At 67.8% G+C, this 20,922-nt stretch carries 18 protein-coding genes and 1 tRNA gene; 6 read left to right on the plus strand and 13 right to left on the minus strand.

Annotated features, from left to right (window positions below; all coding sequences use genetic code 11):
- Positions 1–165: 165 nt before the first annotated feature.
- The 7 genes from O5O43_RS00400 to O5O43_RS00430 form a co-directional block, all read right to left on the minus strand.
- Positions 166–1,632 (minus strand): mannitol dehydrogenase family protein, encoded by a 1,467-nt coding sequence (locus O5O43_RS00400; RefSeq protein WP_271084953.1) that lies wholly within the window; start codon positions 1,630–1,632, stop codon positions 166–168.
- Positions 1,629–3,044, minus strand: a complete 1,416-nt coding sequence (gene uxaC / locus O5O43_RS00405) for a glucuronate isomerase (protein ID WP_271084954.1) — start codon at positions 3,042–3,044, stop codon at positions 1,629–1,631. Before uxaC ends, O5O43_RS00400 begins: the two co-directional genes overlap by 4 nt.
- 80 nt (positions 3,045–3,124) lie before the next feature.
- Positions 3,125–4,009 (minus strand): tryptophan 2,3-dioxygenase, encoded by an 885-nt coding sequence (locus tag O5O43_RS00410; protein ID WP_271084955.1) that lies wholly within the window; start codon positions 4,007–4,009, stop codon positions 3,125–3,127.
- Complete coding sequence (locus O5O43_RS00415) at positions 3,967–5,598, minus strand: TadG family pilus assembly protein (protein WP_271084956.1); 1,632 nt, start codon at positions 5,596–5,598, stop codon at positions 3,967–3,969. The genes O5O43_RS00410 and O5O43_RS00415 overlap by 43 nt, the downstream gene beginning before the upstream one ends.
- Before the next feature lies 1 nt (position 5,599).
- Complete coding sequence (locus O5O43_RS00420) at positions 5,600–6,043, minus strand: TadE family protein (protein ID WP_348637146.1); 444 nt, start codon at positions 6,041–6,043, stop codon at positions 5,600–5,602.
- A gap of 488 nt (positions 6,044–6,531) precedes the next feature.
- Positions 6,532–6,606: transfer RNA gene (locus O5O43_RS00425), tRNA-Val, on the minus strand.
- A 105-nt stretch (positions 6,607–6,711) separates the two neighbouring features.
- The gene (locus O5O43_RS00430) at positions 6,712–7,071 is read right to left on the minus strand and encodes a response regulator (protein ID WP_271084958.1); all 360 of its coding nucleotides are present in this window, start codon (positions 7,069–7,071) and stop codon (positions 6,712–6,714) included.
- 124 nt (positions 7,072–7,195) lie between these two features.
- Here O5O43_RS00430 and O5O43_RS00435 point away from each other — a divergent pair, with 124 nt between their 5' ends.
- Positions 7,196–8,068, plus strand: coding sequence for an N-formylglutamate amidohydrolase (locus O5O43_RS00435; protein ID WP_271084959.1), 873 nt, complete (start codon positions 7,196–7,198; stop codon positions 8,066–8,068).
- 262 nt (positions 8,069–8,330) lie between these two features.
- Here O5O43_RS00435 and O5O43_RS00440 read toward each other — a convergent pair whose 3' ends face one another.
- Positions 8,331–9,032 (minus strand): DUF599 family protein, encoded by a 702-nt coding sequence (locus O5O43_RS00440; protein WP_271084960.1) that lies wholly within the window; start codon positions 9,030–9,032, stop codon positions 8,331–8,333.
- A gap of 116 nt (positions 9,033–9,148) precedes the next feature.
- Between O5O43_RS00440 and ppa the strand changes: the two genes are divergently transcribed.
- Together ppa and O5O43_RS00450 are read left to right on the plus strand one after the other, a co-directional pair.
- Positions 9,149–9,712, plus strand: a complete 564-nt coding sequence (ppa, locus tag O5O43_RS00445) for an inorganic diphosphatase (RefSeq protein ID WP_271084961.1) — start codon at positions 9,149–9,151, stop codon at positions 9,710–9,712.
- Positions 9,713–9,965: 253 nt separating this feature from the next.
- A complete protein-coding gene (locus O5O43_RS00450; protein WP_271084962.1) occupies positions 9,966–10,967 on the plus strand; it encodes an LLM class flavin-dependent oxidoreductase in 1,002 nt (333 codons plus the stop codon).
- On the opposite strand, the gene O5O43_RS00455 is transcribed toward O5O43_RS00450, so the two are convergent.
- From O5O43_RS00455 to O5O43_RS00475, 5 genes are all read right to left on the minus strand, one after another.
- On the minus strand, positions 10,964–11,617 hold the full coding sequence (locus O5O43_RS00455; RefSeq protein WP_271084963.1) for a hypothetical protein: 654 nt from the start codon (positions 11,615–11,617) through the stop codon (positions 10,964–10,966). The genes O5O43_RS00450 and O5O43_RS00455 overlap by 4 nt on opposite strands.
- 4 nt (positions 11,618–11,621) lie before the next feature.
- Positions 11,622–12,755 carry a polysaccharide biosynthesis/export family protein gene (locus O5O43_RS00460; RefSeq protein WP_271084964.1) on the minus strand — a complete coding sequence of 378 codons (1,134 nt, stop codon included), beginning with the start codon at positions 12,753–12,755 and terminating at the stop codon, positions 11,622–11,624.
- A 90-nt stretch (positions 12,756–12,845) separates the two neighbouring features.
- Positions 12,846–14,099 carry a glycosyltransferase family 1 protein gene (locus O5O43_RS00465; RefSeq protein ID WP_271084965.1) on the minus strand — a complete coding sequence of 418 codons (1,254 nt, stop codon included), beginning with the start codon at positions 14,097–14,099 and terminating at the stop codon, positions 12,846–12,848.
- Complete coding sequence (locus O5O43_RS00470; RefSeq protein ID WP_271084966.1) at positions 14,096–15,433, minus strand: glycosyltransferase family 1 protein; 1,338 nt, start codon at positions 15,431–15,433, stop codon at positions 14,096–14,098. The genes O5O43_RS00465 and O5O43_RS00470 overlap by 4 nt, the downstream gene beginning before the upstream one ends.
- 194 nt (positions 15,434–15,627) lie before the next feature.
- Positions 15,628–16,623 (minus strand): KpsF/GutQ family sugar-phosphate isomerase, encoded by a 996-nt coding sequence (locus tag O5O43_RS00475; RefSeq protein WP_271084967.1) that lies wholly within the window; start codon positions 16,621–16,623, stop codon positions 15,628–15,630.
- A gap of 207 nt (positions 16,624–16,830) precedes the next feature.
- Between O5O43_RS00475 and otsB the strand changes: the two genes are divergently transcribed.
- The 3 genes from otsB to O5O43_RS00490 all read left to right on the plus strand — a co-directional run bounded on the left by otsB (position 16,831) and on the right by O5O43_RS00490 (position 20,921).
- Positions 16,831–17,604 (plus strand): trehalose-phosphatase, encoded by a 774-nt coding sequence (otsB, locus tag O5O43_RS00480; RefSeq protein WP_271084968.1) that lies wholly within the window; start codon positions 16,831–16,833, stop codon positions 17,602–17,604.
- Positions 17,601–19,400 (plus strand): glycoside hydrolase family 15 protein, encoded by a 1,800-nt coding sequence (locus O5O43_RS00485; RefSeq protein WP_271084969.1) that lies wholly within the window; start codon positions 17,601–17,603, stop codon positions 19,398–19,400. Before otsB ends, O5O43_RS00485 begins: the two co-directional genes overlap by 4 nt.
- A gap of 93 nt (positions 19,401–19,493) precedes the next feature.
- Positions 19,494–20,921, plus strand: coding sequence for a trehalose-6-phosphate synthase (locus tag O5O43_RS00490; RefSeq protein ID WP_271084970.1), 1,428 nt, complete (start codon positions 19,494–19,496; stop codon positions 20,919–20,921).
- Position 20,922: the final 1 nt, after the last annotated feature.

A 20,922-nucleotide genomic window follows, 5' to 3' on the forward strand; every position in this document is an offset into this window, starting at 1 on the left:
CACGAGGCTTGAGCGCAGTTCCGGCACGGCGATCATCAGGTCCCGCGCGCCATGGCGGCGAATACATCGGCGCCGTCGCGGCCGAGATGGATGTCGTCGAACACGGCCGGCGCCTGAGCGAGGCGCTCAGAGGCGACAGGCGCGAGCATGGCCGATCCCCCTCCGTCAGACCTGCGCGGCCAGATGCGCCGCGACGCCGGATGTCATGACGGCGTCGAGCTGGCGCGTGACCGTCTCGATGAAGCGGGGGTCGGACGCCAGCCGGGGCGAGACGATCCCCGAGAGGGCGGAGACGGCGCGGACGCGGGCCTCGGCGGTCTCGGCGTCTGACAGGGCCTCGGCGATCGCTGCGGCCATCGGGTCGTCGACGGTGAAGGGTTCGCCGGTCTCGGTGACGCCCTCCTGCCATTTGATCCAGCCGGCGACGCCGAGGGCCAAGTCGTCGATCGACTGGTCGGCGTCCAGTCGGGCGGCGATGGTGGCGAGCAGGCGCTGGGGCAGCTTCTGCGAGCCGTCCATGGCGATCTGGCGCGTGCGGTGTTGCAGCGACGGGTTGGAGAAGCGGGCCATCAGGTCGGCGCGGTAGGCCGGAATGTCGAGGCCCGGCGGTGGGTCGAGCGTCGTCTCCGCCTCGTCCCACAGGCGTTCGACGAAGGCCTTGAAGGCGGGGATGGCGACGACCTGGTGGACGAACTCGTGGCCCGCCAGACCGCCCAGATAGGCGATGGAGGAGTGGGCGCCGTTGAGCAGACGCAGCTTGGCGTCCTCCCACGGCGGGACCTCGGCGGTCAGCTGGACGCCGAGCGAGGCGAAGTCCGGACGCGGGCCGGCGAAGGTGTCTTCGACCACCCACTGGGTGAAGGGTTCGGTCTTGACCATGCCCTCGTCACGGACGCCCAGAGTGGCGGCTTGCGTGGCAATGTCTTCGGGCGTCGTGGCCGGGACGATGCGGTCGACCATGGTCTGGGGGAAGGCGCCCTCGGCGGCGATCCATTCAGCCAGGGCCGGGTCGTGGGCCTCGGCCATCGCGAGGACGGCGGAGCGGACACGGGCGCCGTTGTGGGGGAGGTTGTCGCACGACACCACGGTGAACGGCGGCAGGCCGGTGCGGCGGCGCTCTGCGAGGGCGGCGACGAGGAAGCCGGGCGCGGTCTTGGGCTGCGACAGGTCGGCGAGGTCTGCAGCGACGTCGGGGTCTGCGGTCAGCAGGCCGCCCGAGGCCGGATCGAGGCGATAGCCCTTCTCCGTCACCGTCAGGGAGACGATGTGCACGTCGGCGGAAGCCATGGCGGCGACCACGACGGCGGGGTCTTCCGGGGCGACCAGCACGCCCTGAACCGCGCCGATGATGCGGGTGCGATCTTCGATGCCGTCGCGGACGACGACAGAGTAGAGGCCGTCCTGTGCGTTCAGTTGGTCGCGAACGCCGGGCGAGCGGAGCGACACCCCGAGGATGCCCCAGCGCAGGTCGCCGGACCTCAGGGCGTCGTCGAACACCACCGCCTGATGCGCCCGGTGAAAGGCGCCGATGCCCAGATGGACCACGCCCGTCTTCACGGCGGCGCGGTCGTAGCCGGGGCGTTCGACGTCCGATGGGAGGTCGGCGAGCGTGGCGTTCGACAGACGGGTCACAGCTTGTAGGCCGCCTTGACCAGATCATAGGTCAAGGCGCGAGCCAGCTCGTGCGCCTCGTCCTCCTCGATCCGGTGCTCGACAACCAGCTGGGCTAGCCAGCCGCAGTCCATGCGGCGGGCCACATCGTGACGGGCCGGGATCGACAGGAAGGCGCGGGTGTCGTCGTTGAAGCCGACGGTGTTGTAGAAGCCGGCCGTCTCGGTGATCTGCTCGCGGAAGCGGCGCATGCCCTCCGGGCTGTCGTGGAACCACCAGGGCGGGCCGAGACGCAGCGCCGGATAGTGTCCGGCCAGGGGCGCTAGCTCGCGGCTGTAGGAGGTCTCGTCCAGGGTGAAGAGGATGATGGTCAGGCCGGGGTGGGAGCCGAAGGCGTCCAGCAGCGGCTTGAGGTCGGCGACGTAGTTGGTCTGCGTTGGGATGTCGGCGCCCTTGTCGCGACCGAACCTGTCGAACACCACCTGGTTGTGGTTGCGCGACGAACCGGGGTGGATCTGCATCGTCAGGCCGTCGTCCACGCTCATCCGCGCCATCTCGGTCAGCATCTGGCCCCGGAACAGCTCGGCCTCCTTGGCCGAGACCGGGCCGGTTGCGACCTTGTGGTAGAGGGCGGCGGCGTCGGCCTGGCTCAGGTTGGCGGTGAAGGCGGTCGGGTGGCCGTGGTCGGTCGAGGTCGCGCCGTAGGAGGCGAAATAGGCCCGGCGGTTCCGGTGCGCGGCGAGGTAGCCCTCCCAGGTCGAGACGTCCTCGCCCGTGATCGCGCCGAACTGCACCAGATTGTCGCGGAAGCCTTCGTAGTCCGGGTCCAGCACCGGGTCGGGGCGATAGGCGGTGACCACCTTGCCCGACCAGCCGGAGGCCTTGATCGCGGCGTGATGCGCCAGCGGATCGAGCGGGCTCTCGGTCGTGGCGATGACCTCGATATTGTAGCGCTCGAACAGGGCGCGGGGCTTGAAGGCCTCGGTCTTCAGGGCTGCATCGATGATGTCGTAGTAATGGTCGGCGGTCTCGGCCGAGAGGCGGACGTCGATGCCGAAGACTTCGGAATAGACCCAGTCGTGCCACATCCGCGACGGCGTGCCCCGGAACAGGTGATAGCGCTCCGCGAACAGCCTCCAGATCTTGCGGGGATCGGTCTCGACGGGGCCGCCGTCGGCGCGCGGCACGCCCAGGTCCTCCAGCGCCACGCCCTGGCTGAACAGCATGCGGAAGACATAGTGGTCCGGCGTGATCAGGAGCTCGGCCGGGTTGGCCCAGTTCTGGTTCTGCGCGAACCAGGACGGATCCGTGTGGCCGTGGGGGCTGACGATCGGCAGGTCCTTGATCTCTGCGTACAGACGCCGCGCCACGTCCCGCGTCGCGGGATCGGACGGGAACAGGCGATCGGGGTTGAGGCGCAGGGGATGGGGCATGCGAAACTCGCGGACGGAAACCGGTGTCAGTCGCCCTGATAGCGGGCGGGCGTGAGGCCCGTCCAGTTCAACCTCTGCATCTATAGCTTGGTGCGCAGCGACCAGAGCTCGGGGAAGCAGCGACGCGCCAGGGTGGAGGACAGGTAGCCGACGCCGTCGGTGCCGCCGGTGCCGCGACGACGACCGATGATCCGCTCCACCGTCACCACATGCTTGTGCCGCCACGTCAGCAGCGCGTCATCCAGATCGACCAGCTTTTCCGCCAGCTGATAAAAGGGCCACCAGCGCTCGGTGTCGCGATAGACCGCCAGCCAGGCGGCCTCCACGGCCTCGGACGGCTCATAGGGCTGGCTCACGTCGCGATTCAGCACCTCGGCCGGAATGGGCAGGCCGGCCTTGGCCATCTGGGCGAGCGCATCGTCATAGAGGCTGGGCGCGGCCAGCGCCTCGGACAGGGCGGCGTGCGCCTCGGGCCGGTCTTCCTGGAAGGCCAGGAATTTCGGATCCTTGAGGCCCAGCATGGTCTCGAAGCGCCGGAACTGATCGCTCTGGAAGCCGGAGGAGGAGCCCAGGCCGTAGCGGAAACGCAGATAGTCGGCGGGCGTCATGGTGGCCAGGATGTCCCAGCTCTGGGTCATGACCGACTGGATGCGGCTGACCCGCGCCAGGCTCTTGTAGGCCGGAACCAGATCTCCGGCGCGAACCAGCGATTGGGCCAGGGCGACCTCGTGCAGGATCTGCTTGAGCCACAGCTCCTTGGTCTGGTGGATGATGACGAACAGCATCTCGTCATGCTGGTCCGTCACCGGGCTCTGGGCGGCCAGCAGCCGGTCCAGATCCAGATAGCGGGCATAGGTCATGTCGGCGGCGGGCGTGTCGGTCATGGGGGGCTGTATCGACCGGTTCCCCGGCCGCCTCAAGGTCAGCCGACCAGAACCGGCCGCTGTTCTCGCGCATCCGGGCATGAGAGGCCATGGACGCGGACATCGGCCTGACCCAGCCGCAAACCGAGCATGTCCAACAGCGGATTGATCGCGCCGTCGAGCACCGGGCCGAGCGGAGTCAGCAGAACGCCCAGCGCCTGGACGATCCCGCCCAGGCCGAACCCGAGACCTAAGGCCTGGACCGTGACGTCGAGCCTCTGGATCAAGGTGGTGATCAGGCCGCTCGCCAGGTTGCCGGAGGTGACCGTCTTGATCCTCTGGTCGGCGATGTCGGGGGCGCTGAAGCGCACGGGTCGAAACCCTGTGTCCGCGATCTCCGCATCGGCCTTGCCGGTCAGTCGGACGACACCGAGCACCGACAACAGGGTCGCGGGCGTCGGCGTCAGGGCATGCTTGAAGTCGTCGAGCTTCGCCTCGTCGATCTCGCCGATCTTCGCCGAGGCGAGGCCCGGCCGGACGCCCAGCTCCACCCCCTCGGGATCGCAGGTGATGCTGTTCAGCTTCGCCTCCGACGCCGCCAGCTCGATCAGGATCGGCAGATTGACCTGCGCCAGACCCGACAGCTTCTGCGCCGTCTTCGACTTTATATAGAGCCGCGCCTGAGCCGTCCGCACGATGGGCGATCCCGTCCCGGTGACGGTCAGCCAGGGCGAGTTGTCAGGCCGTTCGCCTATGGCCAGCGACACGTCCAGCGCGGCGATCCCCGTCCTGGCCCCCAGGTTGAGCGCCACCTGACGCTCGCCGCCCGTCTCCAGCATGGCCATGACCAGATCCATGACCGGGACAGAGGCGTCCAGCCCGCTCTTCAAGCCTTCGCCGGCCGCAGCCTCCACCCCGATCAGGTCGCCGACCCTGAAGGTGACGTTCGCCGCCGCCCCGGTCAGTTTCGACAGGGTCGAGTCCGCCTGATCCCCGGCCAGATCCTTCAGCACCCGCAGCGCACGGCCGGCATCGACCTCGTGGGCCAGCAGGGCGTCATAGTCGCCGGCATGGACCCCCAGCTCCGTGGCCAGGGCGTCGGAAAAGCCCAGCAGATTGACCCGCGCATCGGCCAGTCGGTTGTAATCGCTGACACTCAGGGAGACGGTCGATCCCGTCAGCGCGCTCAGCAGGGCGTTCGCCACTCCGCCGTCCAGCGCCGCCAGCCGCGAGCCGATCGAGAACATGGCCCGAGGCGGATCGACCTCCGTCGCCGCCGTAGCCGTCCGGGTCAGCCGGACCGAGTCCTTGCCCAGGATCCAGCGGCCGAAATACAGGGGAGAGGCCTGCGACAGGGTCACGCGCGCCGCGTTGGGACGGGTTGTCGTGGCTGAGAACCGCGCGGCCGGCGCCAGTCCGGGGTCAGCGATATAGAGGCCGGTCACGACCTGGGTCGTCACGTCCTCGACATTGGCCTGCGCCGTCGCCTGACCCGCCATTTGGGCCCGGTCCAGATCGCGGGCGGCGGACAGGGCGGCCAGATCCGCCGCGCCCTGGAGCGTCCGCCCGTCCAGCGCCAGCGACCCGAGATCGACCACGATGGCGGCCAGGACGCAGAACAATCCGCCCGCCGCGGCCGCCATGATGGCCACGCCGCCCCGCTCGTCGGCGCCGAACGCGCGCCGGCGCATCTCAATACCCGCCGGTCCGCACGATGGCCGTCCGCTCGATGACGGAGGGCGGGGCGGGCAACAGGCCGGCCATGGTCATGACCCAGTGGTCGCGGGCGTCGAAGGCGATGTGGACGCGGATCGCCGCCGCATCGCTGTCGACCGTGACCGTCAGATGATCGCGCGCCAGCCCCGCGCCCTCCTCGGCCTCCGCCGCCACGAAGGCCTTGGCCAGGCTGACCCGCTCCGCCGCGTCGAGCCCTCCGACCGCCGCCCGCGCGCTTTCGGTCGCCAGGGTCTGCACGCTCTGCGCCAGCCACATCCAGCCGCCGTACACCACCATCCCGACCAGCATCAGGATCAGCAGCGGCCCCACGAGCGCGAACTCGATAGCGGCGGAGCCCTGGCGTCTAGCGCCCGTCGATGAAGCCCAGCTCCTCATGAGATGAATGTCCGATAGATTCATCTCCAAACGATGAATGGTTGTGTCGATCAACCTAGACGAGAGTCGGTCGGTAGAGATGTGGGGCGGTCTTCCGGCTCGGAGGCGTCACATCTCCGGCGCGGCCTCCATGGTTGGCGCAAAGGCGCCGGGCCGACCTGGTTCTCGCGGTTTCCCGTTGCCGTCGTTCTATCCGGCGCAGCCTGAACCCAGGCTGACCTTTGCCTTAGCGATGGTCATTGAGCCCAATGCCCGGCAGTCAACCCGATCATCGCCGCCGCCGCGACGACCATCATGGCCACCCAGAAGATTTCGCGCTTGGAGAACATGACTGTGGAAGCCGGGAGAGCCTCCGCGGTTGCGTTAAAACGCCGACAGGGTCAGGGACCGTCAGCCCCGAGGCCGTCATAGAGAGGGCTCAGGCTCCGCCAGGCCAGGGACGGGAGGTCCCGCAGGTTTGCCGACCGAGAACCGATCAGCGCCTGACAATCAATAATGGCTTGGAGGAGGAATGGTGGACGCGACAGGGATTGAACCTGTGACCCCTTCGATGTCAACGAAGTGCTCTCCCGCTGAGCTACGCATCCGCCAAGACGGTTCCGGATGGCTCCGGAACGGGAAGGAGGGGTCTATACCCAGCCTCCGCAGAGGCCGCAAGGGTGTTTTCCCCGAAACGTCGGTCGATCAGCCGTCTAGGCGGCCGCGCACATCTTCTCGACTTCGCTGACCAGGTCGCGCAGGTGGACGGGCTTCGACAGGACCTTGGCCTGGGGGCTGGCCTGGGCCGCCGACAGGGCGACGGCCGCGAAGCCGGTGATGAACATGATGCGCAGGCCAGGCTGGCGGGCGGCGGCGACGCGCGCCACCTCGATGCCGTCGGCTCCGGGCATGACGATGTCGGTCAGAAGAAGGTCGTAGGGGCCGTGTTCCAGGGCGTCGATGGCGTCGTCGCCGTTCTCGCAGTCGATAACCTGGTGGCCGGCGCGCTCCAGCGCCCGGGTCAGGAAGCCTCGCAGAGATGCATCGTCCTCGGCCAGCAGAATGCGCGCCATGCGTGGAAGTCCCCCCGTTTCGAGCGCCAAGCCTAGTGCCGGAACGGTAAACCGGCGATGAAATTCCCGCCTCAGGTGCAGCGCCGCCGGGGACGAGACGGTGGAAAACCCTTATGCGGGACGAATGACGCCGCCGTTCGACGCCAGCCTGTCCGTCCCGGATCCCCTGACCGCCTTCGCCGTGACCCCGGCGCGCGGGGTGGCGGGGGCCATCGTCTTCGCCTCGCCGCATTCGGGCGTGGCGCGCCCCGCCGATATGGGCGAGGCCGCGGGCCTCAGTCTTTCGGCCCTGCGCAGCGCGGAGGACGTCGGGGTGGACCGGCTGGTCGCCGGCGGTCCGGCGCGGGGCGTGCCGGTCATCGCCGGACTGATCTCCCGGGCCTATGTGGATCTGAACCGGTCGCCGGGCGAACTGGATCCGCTGCTGGTCGAAGGCGAGATGGAGACGACGCCGACGGCCAAGGTCTCGGCCGGCTTCGGCGTCATCCCGCGCAAGGCCGGGGACGGCAGTCCTCTGTACGACCGGCGGCTGTCGCGGGACGAGGCGGACGCACGGCTGGCGCGGGTGCATGCTCCCTATCACGCCGCTCTCGGCGATCTGATGCAGGCGGCGCGTGACCGGCATGGGGCGGCCCTGCTGATCGACTGGCACTCGATGCCGTCGCGGGCCGTCGCGGCCGGAAAGGGTCGGCGCGGCGTCGATATCATCCTGGGTGATCGGCACGGATCTTCCTGCCGGGGGGCGACGATGCGGCGGCTACGCGCCCTGTTCGAGGCCCAGGGCTGGCGCGTCGGTCTGAACGCCCCCTATGCGGGCGGCTTTTCCACCGAACGGTGGGGCCGACCCGACGAGGGGTATCAGGCCGTTCAGGTCGAATTGAACCGGGCGCTTTATCTGAATGAAGAGACGCTGGAGCCGTCTGCGGATCACGACCGCTTCGCCCGCGCGCTGGATCGGGTCGTCGCCGCACTCGCCGCAGAGCGCTGGTCTCGCTGAAGTCGGCTCGAGAGCGAAAAAAAGCCGCGCCCGAAGGCGCGGCATAAAAGTCTATAGGGAGGAAACGCCCAGGAAGGGCAAGACGCCCGCAGGCGTCGAAGGTCAATCTAGGTTGCGGTGCACAACGCGTCAAGCGGGCTTTTGTTATCAATGATCACGCCTTGTTACTGGAAAGAGTGACCGTTCCGCCTTGATGTAAGCGTTTTCAGAACACGTTTCGTGCACGATCCGCCTGCTGAATGAATGCTGCAGTGCGAAATGGTCAAGCTCCGCGCTGACGTTCGGCCTCCAGAAGCCGTCTGGCGGTCCGAATGGCCCTCGCGGCGGGCGAACCCGACTGGCGCCAGACGAGAAGCGAGAAGGCCAGGATGACCCCGGCGCACAGCCACAAGGGCCCGAACAGCCACGCGGCGGCGGCCAGGGCGAAATAATAGCCCCGCACCCCTTGGCTGAAAGCGCCCAGTGCGGGATTCAGCACATCCGCCGCGGCCTCGCCGAATGCGACCTTATCGGCCTCGCTGTGGATTTCCGGCGCCGCCCCGATAAGGGCGAGGGCGTAGTTCATCTGCCGGATCGACCAGATGAAATCGAGCAGACCCCGCGCAAGGCACAGAAGCACCAGACCCAGCTTGGCCTCCAGCAACTGGGTCGGCACGGCCTCCGCCCCAACGGCGGAAAAGCCGGCCAATGCTTGATCGCCGCCGAACAGAATGCCCGCCACCCCCGCGATCAGCAGCAGGTTGGACGAGGCGAAGAAGGAGCCGGAATTGATCGAGTGCCCCAGCAACTGACTGTCCAGCAGCCGGATTTCTCGGTGCGTCATCGCCGTCATCCACGCGTGACGGACGGTCAGCATGTCGGTGTTCAGCGACCCCGAACGGTGCGCCAGACCCTTCAGCAGGGGGTCGTAACCCAGCCAGCACAGGAAAAAGAGGCCCAGGCCCAGCCAGTCGATCATGCTCATTCCGGTCGAACTCCCATGGGCATCCGCTCTGGCGAGCGGCCGTTCCGCTTGCTGTTCCGCGCCGAGAGGCTTATCACGCCCGCCTCCCTTCGCAGACGCACAAAACCGAGCCGACCATGAACATCGACGCCATTCCCGTCGGTCCGAACCCGCCCTGGGACCTGAACGTCATCATCGAGATCCCGCAAGGGGGCCTGCCGGTCAAATACGAGATGGACAAGGCGTCGGGCGCCCTGTTCGTGGACCGTTTCCTGCACACCGCCATGTACTATCCGGGCAACTACGGTTTCGTGCCGCACACCCTGGCCGACGACGGCGACCCCTGCGACGTGATCGTCCTCAACCCGACGCCGGTGGTCCCGGGCTGCGTCATCCGCTCGCGCCCGATCGGCGTCCTGATGATGGAAGACGAGGCCGGCGGCGACGACAAGATCCTGGCTGTGCCGGTGGATTCCCTGCACCCCTATTACACCGACATCGCGTCGTACCGTCAGCTGCCGACCATCATGGTCGAGCAGATCGAACACTTCTTCACCCGCTACAAGGATCTGGAGAAGAACAAGTCGGTGCGCGTGAAGCGCTGGGGCGACGCCGGCGAGGCCGCCGAACTGATCGCCCAGGGCATGAAGGCCTATGACGAAAAGGCCAAGAGCGAAGGCAAGGCGGCCAACGCCGCCTGATCCTTTCGCACCGCGCCTCCCTGTCCGTGGAGCCCCGCGAGGGCTGGGGTCCACGGAGTGGGACGGCTGGACGAGACGCCTGCCTGCTGATTGGGGGTGGGATTCGCAATCTGGACCCAGCCATCGCGGCGGCGACGCTTTCGTCCGTTACGTCCGTTTCGTCATGGTGCTTTTCGTCCGGACCGACGGACGAAAGCCGAACGGTCCGAGGCGACTGATTGCGGGGTCGGTCGTCGACCCCATATGGCGGGGGATGGCAACGCTCTCTGTTCTCGATCTCGCCCCGGTGCCCGAGGGCTCCGACGTCTCGCAGGCTCTGGCCAACACGCTCGACCTGGCTCGGCACGCCGAGCGGCTGGGCTACAACCGCTACTGGTTGGCCGAGCATCACAACATGGCGGGTATCGCCTCGGCGGCCACCTCGGTGGTGATCGGGGCGGTGGCGGGGGCGACGAAGACGATCCGTGTCGGCGCCGGCGGGGTCATGCTGCCCAACCATGCACCGCTGGTGATCGCCGAGCAGTTCGGGACCCTGAACGCCCTCTATCCGGGCCGGATCGACCTGGGTCTGGGGCGCGCGCCGGGATCGGATCAGGCCACCGCCCGCGCTCTTCGCCGCACGCTTCAGGGCGATGTCGACGCCTTCCCCCAGGACGTGATGGAGCTGATGCACTGGTTCGAGCCCGCCGAGGCCGATCAGCGCATCCGCGCCAACCCCGGCGAGGGTCAGGACATCCCGGTCTGGATCCTCGGCTCCTCGACCTACGGCGCCCAGCTGGCCGCTCATCTGGGCCTGCCCTACGCCTTCGCCAGCCATTTCGCCCCATCGGAAATGATGTCGGCGATCCGCATCTACCGCGAGACCTTCCGGCCCTCGGCGCGCCTTGCGAGGCCCTATCTGATGCTGGGCTACAACGTCTTCGCCGCCGAGACCGATGCGGCGGCCCAACTGCTGTTCTCCTCGGTCCAGCAGGCCTTCGTGAACCTCCGGACCGGCCGGCCCGGCAAGCTTCCGCCGCCGAAGCCCGGATATGCCGAAAGCCTCGGGGACGCGGAACGGGGCATGATCGCTCAGGCCCTGGCCTGTTCGGCGGTGGGCTCGCCCAAGACTGTGCGCGCGGCGATCGACGCCTTCGTGGGCCGGACGGGCGCCGACGAACTGATGATCACCAGCCAGATATGGGACCACGCGGCGCGGGTGCGCTCGCTGGAACTGCTGTCGGAAGCGATGGGCGAGGGTCGCGCGGCCGCCTAGACGGGCTTCTTCTTCCTCGGCGCGCGGGGCTTGCGCGGCGGCTTGGCGGGGGCTTCGGGATCGGCCGCCGCTTTCGGTACGGGGCCAGGATCCGGCTGCGGAGAGGGCAGGGCGTCCGACGGCGTCGTCAGCTTCAGCTTGGACGTCTCCCGCCAGGAGATCAGGTCCTGAAGCTCCCGCCAGTCGACGCCCAGACGGATCGCGGTTTCGATGTCGTCGCCCGGCTCACCGGGTTCGCGACCCAGCAGGCGCTGTTTCAGATGCCGACAGGTGGCCAGGAGGTTCGAGGCCGCCTGCAACTCGGCCGGCGCGCCGGAAAAGCGACCGATGTCCTCCAGGGTCGCATAGCGCCATCCTTGCTCAGGCGGGTTGGACAGCAGCATCGACCACCGCATCCCCGCGTCGATGTGCTCGCCCAGGAAGACCCATCCGTCGGTCGAGGGCCCGCGCCGGTAGTGGCCGGGCTGGGTCGGAAGGCCGTACTCGGCGTAGACCTGCAAGGCCAGTTTCTCGACCTTGGCCATGATCGGCAGGACAGCGGTCGACGCCTTGCCCGCGCGTTCCCAGACATCGGCCGCCACTGCCACTGCCGACCGTTGGCGATCGCGGAGACCGCGATTGCCCAGAAGCCAGTCTTTCCAGGCCGGCATCCGGCTAGTCGTTGTTCAGCGTGCTCGCCACCGTCACATCGTAGGCGACGCGGGTGACCTGTTGGACGAGGCCGAAGAACTTGCCGATCTCGGCCGACAGCGCGCGCGGGGCGTAGATGATGTCGCGCGGCTGGATCAGGAAGCTCGAGGCCGTGAAGAAGCCGACGCCTTCCTCCAGGTTCAGGCGATAGACGATCGGCACCCCCTGGGTGGTGGCAGGCTGGGTGACGCCGAGCGCCTGGGCCACCTCGGGACGCTCGAAGCGGAAGATCAGCACCGAGCGCGCGTTCGCCGCCGAGTCGTTCAGGCCGCCCGAGCGGCTCAGCGCGTCGGCCAGGGTGAATTCGCCGGCGGGCATGTCCTGCTGGGTGACCGCGCTCAGGGCGCCGAAGGAGGAGAAGCGACGCGGCTGGTAGACGAGGTTGATCTGGTCGCCGCTCTGCAGGCGGACATTCTCTTCGAAGCGGCTCGTGACGGCCGTCAGCGGCGCCGCGAAGGTCTGATCGCCGCGCCGGATCTGGACTTCGACATCCTGGTTCGGCCGCGAGGCGCCGCCCCTGGCCGCGATGACGTCCAGGATGGTGTCGGCGTTGGTCGAAAGGGGCGCGCGGCCCGGTTGACGGACCTCGCCCAGAACGGTGACGGCGTTGGAGACGTTGGTCGCGACGGTGACGCTGACCTGAGGATTGCCGACCCGGCCGATCAGGGCCCGGCGGATGGCGCCCTGCGCCTCCGTCGTGGTCATGCCGGCCACTTGAACGGCGCCCGCGAAGGGCACGGTCACCGCACCGCTGCGGTCCACCGTCACCGGGGGGAGGCTCTGACTGCCGGACCGGATATTGGACGCGCCGCCGCCGAACAGGGAGCCGCTGGGCTCGAAGATGGCGATCGCGAGCTGGTCGCCCTCGCCGATGACATCGACGGGGGCAAGGCTGGCCGCCCCGACGAGGGAGCCGTACGCCCCGCCGCCGACGGCCTTGATCCGCTCCGCCGCAGCGTAGTCGAGGTCGACGATCGCATAGTCGGCGTTCTCGACCGCTCCGCGCACGACGGCGCTGTTCGAAGGCCCGTCGCGGGGAAGGGTCGAGCAGCCGCCGAGGATGGCGACGATCGTGAGGGCGAGGATGGATCGCGTCATGGTGTTCGAACTCAGCAGCACAGCGTTGTGATTACCGGCCTTTGGGCGGCGGCGCCAGCGCGGTCGTTGTCCCGACCGCAGGGAAACGTCTCAGTCGGTGAGCCCGACCCGCCGCCCGACCTCGGCGAAATGGCTGGCCCAGGTCGGCGGCGTGAACGGCCCGGCCTCGGGGCGATGGCGCGTGGCCTTCTCCAACGCGTCGAGCCAACCCAGTCCGTCCAGAGGATCGATCAGCTGTGCGCCGGGGACCAGCTCGCGGTGGACCGGGATGTCGGAGGCGATAAGGGGCACGCCGAGCGCCGAGGCCTCGACCGCCGGCAGGTCGAAGCCCTCCACCGAGGACGGAGCGACCAGTGCTCGCGCGCTGGCCATCAGGGTGGCGAGCGCCGAATCCGGCAGGTCGGCCGCCTGATGCACCAGGCCGCGCAGAGCGGGCGAGCGTTCCAGGTGGTCCAGCACCGCCTCGTTCTCCCAGCCATAGCGGCCGACGAGAACCAGCTGGGGCGCGGCGTCGCCCATCCGCTCGTACAGCCGCCGCCACAGGGTCAGGAGAAAGGCCAGGTTCTTGCGCGCCTCGATCGTGCCGATGTGCACAAAATAGGGCCGGGGCGTCGCCGCCGTCAGCGGCGTCAGGAAGGTGGGCTCCAGTCCGAGGTGGACGGCGTGAATGGGCGGCGGCTGGACGCCCTCACGCGCCGCGAAGGCGGCCAGTTCTTCGGCGGTGTACTGCGAGTTGACCACGATGCGGGAGGCGTTTCGAAGGGTGTTCAGCACCCGCTTGCGGTGCTTGTCCTCGTCGCCGGGGCGACAGAACTCGGGGTGGGTGATCGGGATCAGATCGTGCAGGAAGACGATCCGCTCGATGTTCCGCTCGTGCAACTCGGACAGGATTCGCCCGTCGCCCAGGCCGGTGTGGCCCACGTTGAAGTAGACGGCGCTGTCCGGCAATTTCTGGGCCCAGCGAGACCGGAAGAACTGCTTCCACACCCGGCGACGGCGGCCCAGGGTCTTCGCCGGATCGGCCGGCGGCGTACCGATGACGGACTCTGACGATTTCGCATCGCTGCTGAGGGCGGTCATCAGCCGCATCTCGTCCTCGGTCAGGGAGCGTTCGAAGAAAGCCCCCGTCCAGCGGGACCGCAGCGTCGCCACGCATTCGCGGAACCAGGCCTCGTCCACGGCGACGAGCTGGTCGTTGCGTCCGCGCACCGGCGTCACCTGGACGTCGGGCAGGGACAGCAGCCACTCGGCGTAGGCCAGGCAGACGCGGTCCACTCCCGTCGGCGCGGTTCGTTCGACCCGGCTCAGCAGTCGGCTGGCGTCGAAGAGGACCGACCGCGTCACGACAGGCCGAGGCGGCCGTACATGTCGGACAGCCGTCCCTGATAGGCCTCGACCGAGAATTTCGCGGCCTGGCCCAGGCCGCGACGGACCAGGTCTTCGCGCAGGGCCTCGTCGGCGTCCAGCGCACGCAGGCCCCGGGTCATCGCCTGAACGTCATAGGGATCGACGCTGATCGCGGCGTCCCCGGCCACCTCGGGCAAGGAGCCGCCGGTCGAGGTCAGGACAGCGGTCGACAGGGCCATCGATTCGAGCACCGGCAACCCGAAGCCTTCGTACAGAGAGGGGAACAAGGTCGCCTTCGCCCCGCGTATCAGGCTGATCAGCAGGGAGAAGGGCATGAACTCGTAGCGACGGATGCGTTGGGCGCTTGGCCCGCCGTCGCGCATCACCTGGTTCAGCAGGGCGGTCTCGCCCTCGTCAAGCCAGGCGCGACCCCCGACGATGACCAGAGGCGTCTCCAGACCCGAGGCCAGATAGGCCTCGACGATCCGGCCGAGGTTCTTCTTGGGCTCGATGGCTCCGAAGTGGAGGAAGTAGTCCTTCCAGCCGAGGTTGAAGACGCCTTCCAGCTCGATGGTCACATCGGCCTGCGACCGGTTCGTCAAGGCTTCGGGCAGGTCGACGGCTTGATAGGTGTTGGTGACCCGGTCTTCGGGGACGTCCAGCATCCGGATCACGTCCTGGCGCGTCGTTTCGGACACAACGGCGATGTGGTCGGCGCGCCGGGCGATCATCTTGCACAAGGCCATATAGGTCGCCTTGTCTTCCATCGTCGTGTGCGGCAGGCGCAGCGGGATGAGGTCGTGGATCGTGTAGATGTTTGGCACGCCGCGTGCGTACAGGGGCACGGTGGCGGTCCACTGCATGGCGTCAGGCTTCCGGACCCCGCCAGAGACCTCGAATTCGACCGGAGTTTCCTTGCCGTAGGCGTTGAAGCTGCGGTTGGCGACGTGGAACAGGTCCTGCACAGCCCAGTAGGCGCTGGCTTCGGGGCGGCCGCCGCCGCGTGACGGCCAAACCACCTCGCCACTCGGCGTAATGGGCCAGGCCGTCTGTCCGAACCGGGTCATGAAGGTCCGGCGGAAACGTTCGAATTTCCTCAACTTGGTCGGCGGCTTGTCGGCGTCGACCAGGGCCGCCTCGTTCACCACATTGCTAGTCGAGCGTTTGGCGGCAGGCCCATAGAGCACCTGTCCATTCATGCCCAGGCGTTGGATCGTCGACAGCAGGTTCCGCCCGTAGGTGGCGATCCCCGAGCCCTTGGCGAGGGCGATGTTGAAGCCGTCTATGCAGAGAGTGGCGTGGGATTTCGTCGGGGCGGCGCTGACCGTCACGCCCGGCGATCCAGATGCGGTCAGGTTCACAGAATCACGAGCAAGATCAGAGCTCAAGGGCTGATCTGCAGCAAAAGGCGACGTGTTCAAATCCAGCCTTCGGCGTGGTTTTTCCGGACCGGCGCTAAGGTCGCGCGGCTGGCTTGCGGGGTAGACCCTTGCCTGTCGGGGGTCAACCGCAACCCGCTTGGCCGTCAGGAGACGTAACCCGCCTGCATCAGTTCGGCGACGTGGACGATGGCGACGGGCCGGCCGTTGTCGATCACGAACAGGTTGGAAATCTTGTTGGCGGTCAGCAGGTCGACGACGTCGCTCATCCTCTGGTCCGGAGACACCGTGATCGGGGACCGGCTCATGATGTCGGCGGCGGTGATGCGGCCGATGTCCTGGGCAAAGGCGCGGCGGATGTCGCCGTCGGTGATCATCCCGGCCAGGGTTCCGTCGTCGTCCAGCACGGCCACCGCGCCCTTGCGGCCCTCGGTGATGCGGGCGACAACATCGGCGAAGACGGCGTCCATCGACACGGTCGGCGGCGGAGCGTGGTTGTCGCCCATCCATTCGCGCACGCTCTGCAGGCTCATCCCCAGCGAGCCGCCCGGGTGGTGCATGCCGAAGTCGGTGGCCGAGAAGCCCCGCCGATCCATCAGCACCATGGCGAGCGCATCGCCGAGCGCCAAGGTCATCAGGGTCGAAGTGGTCGGCGCCAGGCCGTTGGCGCAGGCTTCGGCCACGCTGGGCATGATCAGCGGAACGGCCGACATTCGGGCCAGGAAGGACGACCCGCGCTGCGTCATGCCGATGACCGGGATGTCGTTGCGCTGGCAGAACAGCAGAGGGTCGCGCAGTTCCCGGCTCTCGCCCGAAGAAGAGATCGCCAGAAGGGTGGTGTCGCCGCGCAGCATGCCCAGGTCGCCGTGGCTCATCTCCGCCGGGTGGACGAAGAAGGCGTTGGTGCCGGTGGAGGCCAGGGTCGCGGCGATCTTGCCGCCGATGTGGCCAGACTTGCCCATGCCGGTGACGACGACATAGCCGCGGCGCGACAGGATGACGTCGCAGGCGCGGGCGATGCTGGAATCGACCGTCCGCTCCAGCGCCTGCAGGGCCTCGATGTTCAGCCGGATCACCTCGCGTGCGCGGTCGGTCATGGCGCCGACGGCTTCGGGCGTGGAGACGGGGGTGTCGAGGGGCATGGCGGTGGTCCTTGGGCGGCGCTTTTTCGCGGCGTCTATCTTTGTGATCTGCGGGAATTGCCCCATTCGACCGGGTTTCACAATCCGGCCGGACGGAGGGATCCACCTGGCGAGGATCGGCCGTAACGCAAGTTCACGGTAAAAGCGGTCAACCTTTGCCGGACGGGCGCGTTGGGGATGGGGGCTGCACAACACGTCTGGAATTTCATGCCGTCTGACACCGGAACCCTGATCAGGACTCTGCCCGCGCCCCCCGTGGCGATCACGCGACCGCTGGCGCTATTCCTTGACCTGGACGGCGTGCTGGCGCCCATGGCTCCCACCCCGGACGCGGTGATCGCAAATCCGCGTCGCACCGCGGTGCTCAGCCGGCTGGACCGGGCTCTGGACGGGCGTCTGGCGATCGTAAGCGGTAGGACCCTAGCCGAGATCGATCGCATCGCCGAAGGCGCGTCGCCCGCCGCTGCGGGCGTCCACGGCCTGGAGCGGCGTCGCCGCGACGGGGACATCGATCGTCCCGCGCCCTCGCCCGGCGTGGCCGAGGCCTTGGCCGCCTTCCGGGATTTCGCGGCCGATCGGCCCGGCGTCATCGTCGAGGACAAGTCGATCTCGACCGGTCTTCATTATCGCCAGTCGCCCGACAGCGCGGACGAGGCGTTGGTTCTGGCCCGGACTCTCGCCAGGCGCACGGGCCTGACGCTGCAACCCGGACACATGGTTCTGGAACTGCGCACGCCCGGCGCGGACAAGGGCGGGGCGGTGACCGCATTCATGGCCGAGGCCCCGTTCGCCGGTGCGACGCCGGTCATGCTGGGTGACGATCTGACCGACGAGGCGGGCTTCCGCGCCGCAGAGGCGTTCGGCGGCTTCGGCGTTCTCGTCGGCCCCTACCGCAACACGGCTGCCCGCTACGGCCTGAGCGGCGTGCCCGAGGTGCTCGACTGGCTCGAAGCCGTCGCCGATGCGGAGATTTCGGCATGAGCGCGCCCCAGAACCAGCCGAACCTCGACCTCGCCCCCATCGGCAACTGTTCGATCTCGGCCCTCATCGATCGCAGCGGCCGATTCGTCTGGGCCTGCGCCCCGCGTGTGGACGGCGACCCTGTCTTCTCCGCCCTGATGAACGGCGATGCGCCCGATCACGGCTTCTGGGACATCGAGCTGGAGGGGCTGAAGCACGTCAGCCAGGCCTATATCGACAACACCCCGGTGCTGCGGACCGTGCTCACGGCCGAGGACGGGGCGGCGGTGGAGATCATCGACTTCGCCCCTCGCCACCTGAAGCATTCGCGCACCTATCGACCGCTGGCGTTCGCTCGGGTGGTGCGTCCGCTGGACGGGGCTCCGCGCATCCGGGTGCGGCTTCGGCCATCCGCCGATTGGGGCGCGCGTCGGGCTGAGGTCACCTCCGGCTCCAATCACATCCGCTATCTGTGCAGCGACGTGACGCTGCGTCTGACCACGAACTGTCCGGTGTCGCATGTGCTGGAGGAACGCGCCTTCAGGCTCGAGAGCCCGCTCGCCTTCTTCCTCGGGCCTGACGAGGGCTACGACCAGGAGGTGGGGCCCGGCGTCTCGGCGACGCTGGATCGCACGGTCGCCTACTGGAAGGACTGGGTCCGCACCCTCTACATCCCTCTGGACTACCAGGAGGCGGTGATCCGGGCGGCCATCACGCTGAAACTCTGCGCCTACGAGGAGACGGGCGCCATCGTCGCGGCCATGACCACCTCGGTGCCGGAGTTCCCCGAGAGCGGGCGGAACTGGGACTACCGCTACTGCTGGATCCGCGACGCCTACTACGTGGTGCGCGCCCTGAACCGGCTGGGCGCCGTCGACATGCTTGAAAACTACCTCGTCTACCTGAGGAACCTCGTCGACGCCTCGGGCGGCGGCCACGTCCAACCCGTCTACGGCGTGGGTCTGGAAGAGGACATCGACGAGCGGATCGTGACCTCGGTCGAGGGCTATCGCGGGATGAAGCCGGTTCGCGTCGGCAATCAGGCGCGCGAACACCTGCAACACGACGTCTACGGACAGATCGTCCTGCCGCTGGTCCAATCCTTTTACGATCAGCGTTTGCTGCGCCCCGGCACGGTCGACGACTTCTATGCGCTGGAGAAGGTCGGCGAACGGGCCTTTGCCATGCATGACCAGATCGACGCCGGTCTGTGGGAGTTCCGGACGATCGCCCGCGTCCACACCTATTCGTCCGTCATGTGCTGGGCCGCCTGCGACCGTCTGGGCAAGGCGGCGGACCACCTGGGACTGGAGCATCGAGCCCACGTCTGGCGCGAGCGAGCCCAGACCATCCGGGAACGGATCGAGAAGGAGACCTTCATCCCCGAGGAGGGCCGCTTCGGCGCATCCTTCGGGGGCGAGGAGTTGGATGCGTCGCTGCTGCAACTGGTCGATCTCGGCTTCCTCGCGCCCAACGATCCCCGCCAGGTCGCCACCTTCAACGCCATCGAACGCGACCTGAAGAAGGGCCCCTACCTCTTCCGCTACGTCATCCCCGACGACTTCGGGGAGCCCGAGACGGCGTTCAACTTCTGCACCTTCTGGTTCATCGAGGCTCTGCACCAAAACGGCCGGGACGAGGAGGCGCGGGAGATCTTCGAACAGATGCTGAGCCGCCGGACCCATGCGGGTCTGCTCAGCGAAGACATCTCTCTCGGCGACAACGAACTGTGGGGCAACTACCCCCAGACCTACTCGCTGGTCGGCATCATCAACTGCGCCATCCTGCTCAGCCGTTCGTGGACGGATGTTCGCTGAATGGGAGCCGATGACGGATCGGACGGCGTCAACCCCGTAGAGCTTCACGATGTTGCGTTGCAGCTAAACCCGGGGCTCGGCGTTTTGGGGCAGATGTCTCGACTGATCGTTGTGTCCAACCGTGTTTCGGCGCCCGCCGATCCGGCCGCCGGCTCGGCCGGTGGTCTGGCCATGGCGCTGTCCGCCGCTCTCAGAAAGTACGACGGCCTTTGGTTCGGCTGGTCGGGCGAGACCGTCAGCCAGTTTACCGGGGAACTCAAGATCGAGGATCGGGCCGGCGTCACCGTCGCCTTGGTCGATCTCGAGGCCCAGGACGTCGACGAATACTACAACGGCTACGCCAACAAGACCCTGTGGCCCCTGTTCCACCATCGTGTCGACCTGACCGCCTATGAACGGTCCTACGGCGAGGGCTATGAGCGGGTGAACCGGCGGTTCGCCGAGGTGCTGGCGCCCCTGATCGAGCCGGACGACATCATCTGGATCCACGACTACCACCTGATCCCGATCGCGCGGGACCTGCGGCGGCTCGGGATCAGGAACCGGATCGGCTTCTTCCTGCATACGCCGTGGCCGGCGCGGCAGCTCTTGGTGACCCTGCCGCACCATAGGCGGCTGGTGGAAAGCCTGTTCGCCTACGATCTGATCGGCTTCCAGACCCAGGAATGGCTGGACCTGTTCCGCGACTATGTGATCTCGGAGGCGCGGGGCGAACTGGCAGGCTACGGAGGGTTGGAAGCCTTTGGACGCACAGTGCGCATCGGCACCTTCCCCATCGGCATCGATGTCGAGGGCTTCCTCCAGGCTCGAAACTCGCGCGAGGGCAATCGCACCTACGACCGGATGGCGGCCTCGTCGGCCTTCCGCTCGATGATGGTCGGGGTCGACCGGCTCGACTACTCCAAGGGACTGGAGGAGCGGATGGTCGGCTACGAACAGTTCCTGCACGACAACGCCGAAATGCGCGGCGACGTCTTCCTCGTCCAGGTGACCCCGATCTCGCGCGACGACGTGGACACCTATCAGGACATCCGGGCGCGGCTGGACGCCCTGGCCGGCCGCATCAACGGCGAGTTCGCCGATATGGACTGGCAGCCGATCCGCTATCTGAACCGGTCCTACCGTCGCGATCAGTTGGCCGGCATCTATCGCGCGGCGAGGGTCGGTCTGGTGACGCCGTTGCGTGACGGCATGAACCTGGTGGCCAAGGAGTACGTCGCCGCTCAGAACCCGGACGATCCCGGCGTCCTGATCCTGTCTCGCTTCGCGGGAGCGGCCGAGCAGATGGGCGAGGCCCTGCTGGTCAACCCCTTCAGTCGCGAAGAGGTGGCCGAGGCCATCAAGAAGGCGCTGACCATGCCCAAGGCCGAGCGCGTCCGGAAGTGGCAGGCTCTGATGAAGGTGGTGAAAGACACCGACGTGGGCGTCTGGCGCGACGACTTCGTCGGCGCCCTGAAGGCGGTCGAGATCGTCGGCGACGGCGACGCGCCCTTTCATCAGGGCCACGCCGACGCCGCCTGAC

It is taken from the genome of Brevundimonas sp. NIBR11, assembly GCF_027912535.1.
In the GTDB taxonomy this organism is placed as follows: domain Bacteria; phylum Pseudomonadota; class Alphaproteobacteria; order Caulobacterales; family Caulobacteraceae; genus Brevundimonas.